Annotated in this window: 7 protein-coding genes; all 7 read left to right on the top strand. The window is 67.5% G+C overall.

The genetic code is table 11. The features are described 5' to 3' along the window. Positions 1–110: 110 nt before the first annotated feature. Positions 111–989 carry an alpha/beta fold hydrolase gene (locus AC5RV2_RS11525; RefSeq protein WP_494092443.1) on the top strand — a complete coding sequence of 293 codons (879 nt, stop codon included), beginning with the start codon at positions 111–113 and terminating at the stop codon, positions 987–989. Beyond that, positions 986–1,948 (top strand): glycosyltransferase family 4 protein, encoded by a 963-nt coding sequence (locus AC5RV2_RS11530; protein WP_494092444.1) that lies wholly within the window; start codon positions 986–988, stop codon positions 1,946–1,948. The genes AC5RV2_RS11525 and AC5RV2_RS11530 overlap by 4 nt, the downstream gene beginning before the upstream one ends. 250 nt (positions 1,949–2,198) lie before the next feature. After that, the gene (locus tag AC5RV2_RS11535; RefSeq protein ID WP_494092445.1) at positions 2,199–2,885 is read left to right on the top strand and encodes an HD domain-containing protein; all 687 of its coding nucleotides are present in this window, start codon (positions 2,199–2,201) and stop codon (positions 2,883–2,885) included. Positions 2,886–3,127: 242 nt separating this feature from the next. Continuing rightward, the gene (locus AC5RV2_RS11540; protein WP_494092446.1) at positions 3,128–3,922 is read left to right on the top strand and encodes an IclR family transcriptional regulator; all 795 of its coding nucleotides are present in this window, start codon (positions 3,128–3,130) and stop codon (positions 3,920–3,922) included. A 216-nt stretch (positions 3,923–4,138) separates the two neighbouring features. Beyond that, complete coding sequence (locus AC5RV2_RS11545) at positions 4,139–5,413, top strand: cytochrome P450 (protein WP_494092447.1); 1,275 nt, start codon at positions 4,139–4,141, stop codon at positions 5,411–5,413. Positions 5,414–5,417: 4 nt separating this feature from the next. Further along, positions 5,418–6,593 carry a PEP/pyruvate-binding domain-containing protein gene (locus tag AC5RV2_RS11550; RefSeq protein WP_494092448.1) on the top strand — a complete coding sequence of 392 codons (1,176 nt, stop codon included), beginning with the start codon at positions 5,418–5,420 and terminating at the stop codon, positions 6,591–6,593. 142 nt (positions 6,594–6,735) lie between these two features. Further along, entirely contained in the window at positions 6,736–8,601 is a 1,866-nt protein-coding gene (locus tag AC5RV2_RS11555; RefSeq protein ID WP_494092449.1) for a PEP-utilizing enzyme, read from the top strand. Positions 8,602–8,818: the final 217 nt, after the last annotated feature.

The following is an 8,818-nucleotide window of genomic DNA, read 5'->3' on the forward strand; positions in this document are numbered from 1 at the left end:
GGCGGGCGCCGTCCGGGCCGGCGCCTGCGCAGGCAACATCGGCCGCGCTGCGCGGCAACGCACCCGGGGGTCGGTAGAGTCGAAGGCATGAAATCAGGAGGGACCCCGGCGTGACCGCCGTTGCCGACCGTGCGGTGCGCCGCGAAATTCTGCTCGACGGCGCCCGGGTGCGCTACTGGGAATATCCCGCGGACGACGACGGCGCGCCCACCCTCTTGGTCATCCACGGCTTCCGCGGCGATCACCACGGGTTGGAGCTGGTGGTAGGCCGGCTGCCCGGCTACCGGGTGATCGCCCCCGACCTTCCCGGCTTCGGCGAATCGGAGCCGCTGGCTGCCGGCGCCCACGATATCAAGGGCTACACCCGGTTCCTGCACGCCCTGGCCGGCGAACTCAAGCTGGGCCCCGACACCTACGTCCTGGGACACTCCTTCGGGTCCATCGTGGTGAGCCACTACCTGGCGGCGCATCCTGGCAGCTTCCGGGCCGCCGTTCTGGTCAACCCGATCAGCGAACCCGCGCTGCAGGGCCCCAAGGCGATCCCCTCCCGGCTCGCCGAGTTCTACTACTTCGCCGGGGCCAAGCTGCCCGAGCGGCTGGGCCTCTGGCTGCTGCGCCACCGGCTGATCGTCCGGGGCATGAGCATCATGATGGCGAAGACCCGCGACCCGCAGCTGCGTTCCTACATCCACGGGCAGCACGACGCCTACTTCAGCGCCTTCGCGAACCGGCAGGTGGTGCTGGAGGCCTTCCGGGCGTCCATCTCCGCCGACGTCGCGCAGGTCGCCGGCCGGCTGGAGCTTCCGGTCCTCCTGATCGCCGGCGAACGGGACGACATCGGTTCCGTGGCGAGCCAGCGCAGGCTCGCGGCGATGATCCCGGACTCGCGGCTGGAAGTGATCCCCGCCGTCGGGCATTTGATCCATTACGAAACCCCGGCAGCGGCCGCCACCCTCATCCGGGACTTCATCGACGGAGTGAGTGCATGAAACTCCTGATTGACGCCCGGTTCACGCGCACCGACCAGCTGGACGGCATCAGCCGGTACGGCGCCAGCCTCATCGAAGCCGCGTCCCGGCTGGCGGACGTGAGCATGCTGATCAACGACGAGCGGCAGCTGCAGTTCCTGCCCGACGTGCCCTGGGTCAAGATCAACAGCCCCCTCTCCCCCGCCGAACTCTTCGTGGCGCGCCGCGTGAACAAGCTGGGCGCCGACGTCGTCGTCTGCCCGATGCAGACCATGGGCAGCTTCGGCCGCAAATACGGGCTCATCCTGACGCTGCACGACCTGATCTACTACTCCCACCCCAAACCGCCGGGCTTCCTGCCCAAGCCGGTGCAGTGGCTCTGGCGGCTTTACCACAAGGCCTACTGGCCGCAGCGCCTCCTGTTGAACCGTGCGGACACGGTCGCAACCATCAGCCACACCACGCGGGCGTTGATGGAACGGCGCCGGCTCACCCGCAGGCCGATCCGGATTGTTTCCAACGCCGCCCAGCCGCAGGGAGCGCCGCGCGATCCCGCGGGCGGCCGCGACAAGACCCTGCTCTACATGGGCTCGTTCATGCCGTACAAAAACGTTGAAACCATCGTTGACGCCATGGCGCTGCTGCCGGACTACCGGCTGCATCTGCTCAGCCCGGTGCGTCCGGATCGGCAGGCCGAGCTGGAGGCGCGGGCCGTCGACCCTCGCCGGCTGGTCTTCCACAACGGAATTTCCGACGACGGGTACCAGCAGCTGCTGCAGCGGGCCACGGCGCTGGTCACGCTCTCCCGTGACGAGGGCTTCGGCCTGCCGCTGATCGAGGCCATGGCCGCCGGAACGCCGGTGATCGCCAGCGACATCCCCATCTTCCGGGAGGTCGGTGGCGGCGCCGTCACGCTCGTGGACCCGGACGAGCCCGCCGACTTCGCGGCGGCCGGGCAGCGCTTATCTGCCCATGTTTAGCCATAACTTCCCATGTATTGGTCGGCTGACACCTCTCTGACTAGGCAAGATGCTTAAGCATGCGCCGAAACGTGGGAAGTTACGGCGCAAGCTGCCCGTCTGCGCCGGCAGCCCGCTGGTGTCCGCCCCCCTAACCACTCCGCCCGCGAAGCACCCCGCCAGCAACCAGCCCCCGCCCGCCCTCAGCCCACCTTCCGTTCAGCGGAACCACCCGGTTGCCCGCCCGGCGATTGCTCGTCATGCTGTGGGCATGACGAAGCTGCTGCCCGCCGCCAACCTGTACGGCCACGACGTCGCCGCCGCCATTGAGGCCCAGCCGGACGGCGTGGTGCACCTGGACGCGCACTTGGACCGGATCTGGCAGCAAGCGGCGCCGTTGCTTGCCGTCCGCGATAACGATGCCCACACCCTCTACGCCTATGGCCTGGCCCAGGCCCTGCTGGCCGCCCACCCCGAGGCCGATGCCGACGTCGTCCTTCCGGCCATCATGCTGCACGACATCGGCTGGTCGCAGGTGCCCCCGGACCAGGTCCTCGCCGCGATCGCCCCCGGCGGCGGCCGGCCCGACCTCGTCTTGCTGCACGAGAAGGAGGGCGCCCGACTGGCGGCCGGGATCCTCGAAGAGGCCGGCCATGACCCGGCGCTCATTCCGCGCATTTTGGAGATCATCGACGGGCACGACTCGCGCAAGGAGGCCCTCTCGATCGAGGACGCCATCGTCAAGGATGCAGACAAAACGTGGCGGCTCAGCCCGCACGGCGTCGACACCGTGATGGAGTGGTTCGGGCTGGACCGCGGCCAGGCGCTTCGACTCTGCAGCCAGCGCGTCTTGGGCCACCTCTTCACCGAGGAGGCAAAGGCAATGGCGCGCGCGCTGTCCGCGCTGGAATCGGTAACGTTGTGGCCGCAGCGCCGGGCACTGCTGGCCGGCGGCTAGACTCGGTTTCGGCCGGGTGCCGCAATGGCGCCGGCTGTGAAGCTCCGCGGAACTGACGACGACGCTGTCCGGCTTAGTAGGGACGACGGCGGTGCCCGGCTTTGCCTGGACGACGGCGATGCCCGCCTTTGTCTGGACGACGGCGATGCCCTGCTTTATCGGACGACGACGGTGCCCGGCTTTGCCCGGACGGCGGCGGTGCCCGGCTTTGTCAGGCCGGCGGCGGAATATGGGAGGCAGCTATGGCCGGCGGTAGCCGAGATCCGGGACGCACGGTCACGTCCCGCGTGCTGGCCATCCTTGAAGCCTTCGAGCAATCCCGCAGCGCGCTGAGCCTGACCCAGATTTCCGAGGGTTCCGGACTGCCGTTGAGTACCACGCACCGGCTGGTCGCGGAGTTGACGGAATGGGGCTTCCTCTCCCGCGGCGCCAACGGCCGCTACCAACTGGGCATTCGCCTTTGGGAGCTGGCGCAGAATGCCGGCCGGCAACTGCGCGAAGCTGCGCGCCCGTTCGTGCAGGACCTGTTCTCCCTGACCGGCGAGACTTCCCAGTTGGCGGTCCGGGAAGGCCACGAGGTGCTGTACATCGAGCGTATCTACGGCACCAAGCGCGTGCCCCGTGCCTCGCGGGTCGGTGGCCGGCTGCCGATGCACGCGACCGCCGTCGGGAAAGTCATCCTCGCGTACGAGGAGGAGTGGGTGCGCACCGCCTACTTGAACCGGCAGCTGGAACGTCCCACCGCCCACACCCACATTGTTCCCGGGCGCCTGGCGGAGGAACTGGTCCAGATTCGCGAGCAGGGCTACGCCACCACGCTGGAGGAAGTCCGGCTCGGCTCCTGCTCCATCGCCGTGCCCGTTTTCCACACCGGCCGGATCGGCGCCGGGCTGGGACTAGTGTTGCTGACGTCGCAGGCCCCCACGATGACGCGGCACCTTCCGGCGCTGCGCGGTGTCTCGGCACAGATCGAACGCGCCACCGCGCACATCCCGCTGGAGTCTTTGCTGGGAAGCCACATCGCCCGGAAGGCCTGAGTGCCCGGCCCGAATCGCGTTGGAGCCACTGCCGGCCAGCTCCGCCAAGCAAGGCCTGACCACGCCGCCGCACGCGGCGAGATGCTAAGCACTATTCGTTTCCACTGAGTGGAAGAGGTTCTTAGGCCTTGAGAGTGACGTGGGCAACACTGGAGTCTAATCAGCCCGCTGAAACCGACAACGGCGACGGCGGAAGCAGACCCCAAGGAGTTCCAGATGTCATCTTCGACCGAAACGGCAGCTTGCCCGTTCGGCCACGGTGCCGAGGCCCCCGCAGGGCACCACGGCTATGAGCCGTTCCAAATGAAGGATCCGTTCCCGGCCTACACCGAGCTGCGGAACGAGCAGCCCGTCATGTTTGACGAGCGCGTCGGCTACTACGTGGTTTCCCGCTACGACGACATCAAGGCCGTTTTCGAGGACTGGGAGACCTTCTCCAGCGAAAACGCCCAGGCGCCGGTCCGCCGGCGCGGCCCGCAGGCCACCAAGATCATGGAAGAGGGCGGCTTCACCGCCTACTCCGGGCTTTCGGCCCGCCGCCCGCCGGAGCACACCCGGATTCGCGCCGTCGCCCAAAAAGCTTTCACTCCGCGCCGCTACAAGGCGCTGGAACCGTTCATCCGGCAGAACGTCGTGGACCAGCTGGAAGCCATGCTGGCCCGCCCCGATCGCCGCGGCGAACTCGTGAAGGACCTGGCCTACACCGTCCCGACGGTCACGATCCTGACGCTGATCGGCGCCGACGTCTCCCAGGTGGACACGTTCAAGCGTTGGTCCGATTCCCGCGCGGCGATGACCTGGGGCGACCTCAGCGATGAGGAGCAGATCCCGCACGCCCACAACCTGGTGGAGTACTGGCAGGAATGCCTGCGCCTGGTCCGCGTCGCCCACGAGGAAGGCGGCGACAACCTGACCGGCGACCTGGTCAAGGCCCAGCAGGACGGCGCGGAGATCAGCGACCACGAGATCGCCTCGATCCTCTACTCCCTGCTGTTCGCCGGACACGAGACCACCACCACCCTGATCGCCAACTCCCTGCGCGTGCTGCTGGCCCGCCCGGACCAATGGCAGCAGCTGGTGGAGGAACCCCGGAAGATCCCGGCAGCCATCGACGAGGTGCTGCGCTTCTCCGGCTCCATCGTCGGCTGGCGCCGGAAGGCGCTCAAGGACACCGAAGTCGGCGGGGTCAAGATCCCGGAGGGCGGCGAATTGCTGCTGCTGATGGGCTCCGCCAACCGCGATGCCGCCCGCTTCGAAGACGGCGAGGAGTTCGACATCTCCCGCGGCAACGCCCGCGAACACCTGTCCTTCGGCTTCGGCATCCACTACTGCCTGGGCAACATGCTCGCCAAACTGCAGGCCAAGATCGCCCTGGAAGAGGTGGCGCGGCTGGCACCAAACCTGAAGCTGGAGAATCCCGGAAACATCGAGTTCCGCGAAAACATCTCCTTCCGAGTCCCCGAAACCGTCCCCGTCAGCTGGGAGGCCTGAGCCCATGCGCAGCAACGAATTTATCCAGTTTTTCGACGGCGGCATCGAGCCCACGCTCGAGAACCTCGGCGGCAAGGGCGCCTCGCTGGTCACCATGACCTCGGCGGGCATGCCGGTGCCCCCGGGATTCGTCGTCACGACCGCCCAATTCGACCGCTTCATGCAGGAAGCCGGGATCACCGAGCACATCAACCAACTGCTGGCCGGCCTGGACCCGGAAGACATCGCCCAGGTGGACGCGGTATCCGCCTCCATCCGCGAAGACATTTGCTCCCGCCCGGTACCGGCCGACATGCGCGCCCAGACCGTCGAGGCCTATGACGCCCTGATGTCCCGCTTTGACGCGCCGGTCCCGGTGGCGGTGCGGTCCTCCGCCACCGCCGAGGATCTGCCGGATGCCTCCTTCGCCGGACAGCAGGACACCTACCTCTGGCTGGAAGGCTTCGCCGCCGTCGGCGAACACATCCGCAGCTGCTGGGCATCGCTCTACACCTCGCGCGCCATCATTTACCGGCTGAAGAACAACATCCCGGACCAGGGCCTGTCGATGGCCGTCGTCGTGCAGAAGATGGTCAACGCCAGGGTCTCCGGCGTCGCCATGACGCTGGACCCGGCCAACGGCGACCGCTCCAAGATCACCATCGACGCGTCCTACGGCGTCGGCGAAATGGTGGTCTCGGGGCAGGTCACGCCGGACAACATCGTGCTGGACAAGGTCACGCTGGCCCCGGTCGCCGAACACCTGGGCGACAAGCACGCCGAACTGATACCCGATGCCGCCGCGCGCACCCTCGTGGAGCGGGAGGTCGACGCCGAGCGGCGGGCCCGGCGCAGCCTGACCGACGACGAACTGCTCGCCGTGGCACGGATGGCAAAGCGGGCCGAGAAACACTACAAGTGCCCGCAGGACATCGAGTGGGCGCTGGACAGGGACCTGCCCGACGGCGAAAACCTGCTGCTGCTGCAGTCCCGGCCGGAAACCGTGCACTCCTCCAAGAAGCCTGTGGCGTCGTCGTCCGCAGTGCCGGGAGCCGGCGGATACGCCGCGGCCCTTGGTGCTGCTCCCGCGACGGCGGCCGCCTCTTCAACCGGGAGCGCAGGAGCCGGGAACGCAGGCACCGCCGCCGGCGGCTTCAGCCTGGGCAGCATCACCGCCTCGCTGCTGAAGCCGTCCGCCTGACCATTGCCCTGAAACTGTTCCGCCTGTTCCACCGCACGGCAGCAAGGCTTTAACAGCTCCACCGCACGGCAGCAAGGCTCCAACAGCTCCACCGAACCGCCCACCGAAGGCTCAACGCAGAGCCGCCACCGAAAGGACCGCCATGTCTATGAAGTCCTTCCCGAAGCCCTCCGAACTGCCGGTCCCCGCCGGCGCCGAGGGCTGGGAGAAGATCTACCCGTACTATCTGGTGTTCCAGGACAAGCTCAAGGAACAGGAAGACGCCAAGTTCTGGTTCTGCGACAGCCAGCACTGGCCCACCGTCTACAAGCCGTTCGAGACCATCGGCGGCGAGTTCGCGGTCAAGTGCCTGGGCCAGTACAACGCCCGGCACCTGATGATCCCCAACGCCAACGGCATCGAGTTCCGGGTGCACCTGGGCTACCTGTACATGTCGCCGATCCCGGTCCCGGAGGACCAGATCGCCGCCCGGGTCCCGCATTTCGAGCAGCGCGTGGGCCACTACTTCCAGAACTGGGAGGAACTGCTCAAGCAGTGGCACGTGAAGGTCCGCGGCACCATCGACGAAATGGAAACCATTTCGTTCAAGAAGCTGCCGGATATGGTCCCGATGGAAGACATCACCACCGGCAAGGCCATGGACGGCTCCGAGGTGTTGCTGGAGAACTACGACCGGCTGATCCAGCTGGCCTACCAGAACTGGCAGTACCACTTTGAGTTCCTGAACCTGGGCTACATCGCCTACCTGGACTTCTTCAACTTCTGCAAGGAAGTCTTCCCGAACATCCCCGACCAGTCGATCGCCACCATGGTGCAGGGCGTGGACATGGAACTCTTCCGCCCGGACGACGAGCTCAAGCACCTCGCCAAGCTGGCCGTGGAGCTGGGCCTGCAGTCCGCCTTCGGCAACACGGACGACGTCGATGCCACCTTGGCCGCGGTCGGCGCCTCCGAGGGCGGCGACCGCTGGATCGCGCGCTACGAGGAAGCCAAGGACCCGTGGTTCAACTTCACCGTGGGCAACGGCTTCTACGGGCACGACAAGTACTGGAACGAACACCAGGAAATCCCGCTGGGCTACATCGCCGACTACATCCGCCGGCTGGACGAAGGCCAGGACATCATGCGCCCGGTCGAGGAGCTGGTGGCGGAGAAGGAGCGGATCGTGGAGGAATACCGCGAACTGCTCGACGGCGAGACCCTGGCCGCGTTCGACGCCAAGCGCCAGCTGGCCGCCACCGCCTACCCGTACGTGGAAAACCACAACTTCTACATCGAGCACTGGACCATGGGCGTCTTCTGGCGCAAGATCCGCGAGCTGTCCCGGATGATGCACGCCGAGGGATTCTGGACCGAACCGGACGACCTGCTCTACCTGAACCGGAACGAGGTCCGCGACGCGCTCTTTGACCTGGTCACCGGCTGGGGCGTGGGTGCCGAGCCGATCGGCCCCACCTACTGGCCGGAGGAAATCGAGCGCCGCCGCAAGATCGTGGACGCGCTGAAGACCGCGCGGCCGGCACCGGCGCTCAACACCCCGCCGGCCTCGATCACCGAACCCTTCACCCGGATGCTCTGGGGCATCACCACCGAACAGGTCCAGCAGTGGCTGGGCGAGGGCGAAGAGGTCGAAGGCGGCGGACTGCGCGGCATGGCCGCGTCCCCGGGCATCGTCGAGGGGTACGCACGGGTGGTCCACGATTCCGATCAGCTCTCCGAGGTACAGCAGGACGAGATCCTGGTGGCCACCGTGACCGCGCCGAGCTGGGGGCCGATCTTCGGCAAGATCAAGGCCACCGTCACGGACATCGGCGGCATGATGAGCCACGCCGCGATTGTCTGCCGGGAGTACGGGCTGCCGGCGGTGACCGGCACCGGCTCGGCCTCCACCACCATCAAGACCGGCCAGCGGCTGCGGGTGGACGGGACCAAGGGCACCGTGCAGATCCTGGACGTTGAGGAAGCCGAACCGGCCGTCACCGGGCCGGGAGCACACAGCCACACCTGAGTTTCCGGTACCGCCGCAACTCAGGTACACCAAGTGCCGGGCCGGGCAAAGCCGGCACCCCCAGCGGGCCCGGTCCGGCACTCCGAACATGAAAGCGTGACGATGACACAGCCTCCCCCCGACGCCACGGCCGGCCACGGCTTCCCGGACCCCGACCAGGGGCCCGGCACCCGGACCGTGCTGATTACCGGAGCCGCCGGCGGGCTGGGCCGCGCCT

The sequence above is a fragment of the Arthrobacter sp. Y3225116 genome, assembly GCF_059091245.1.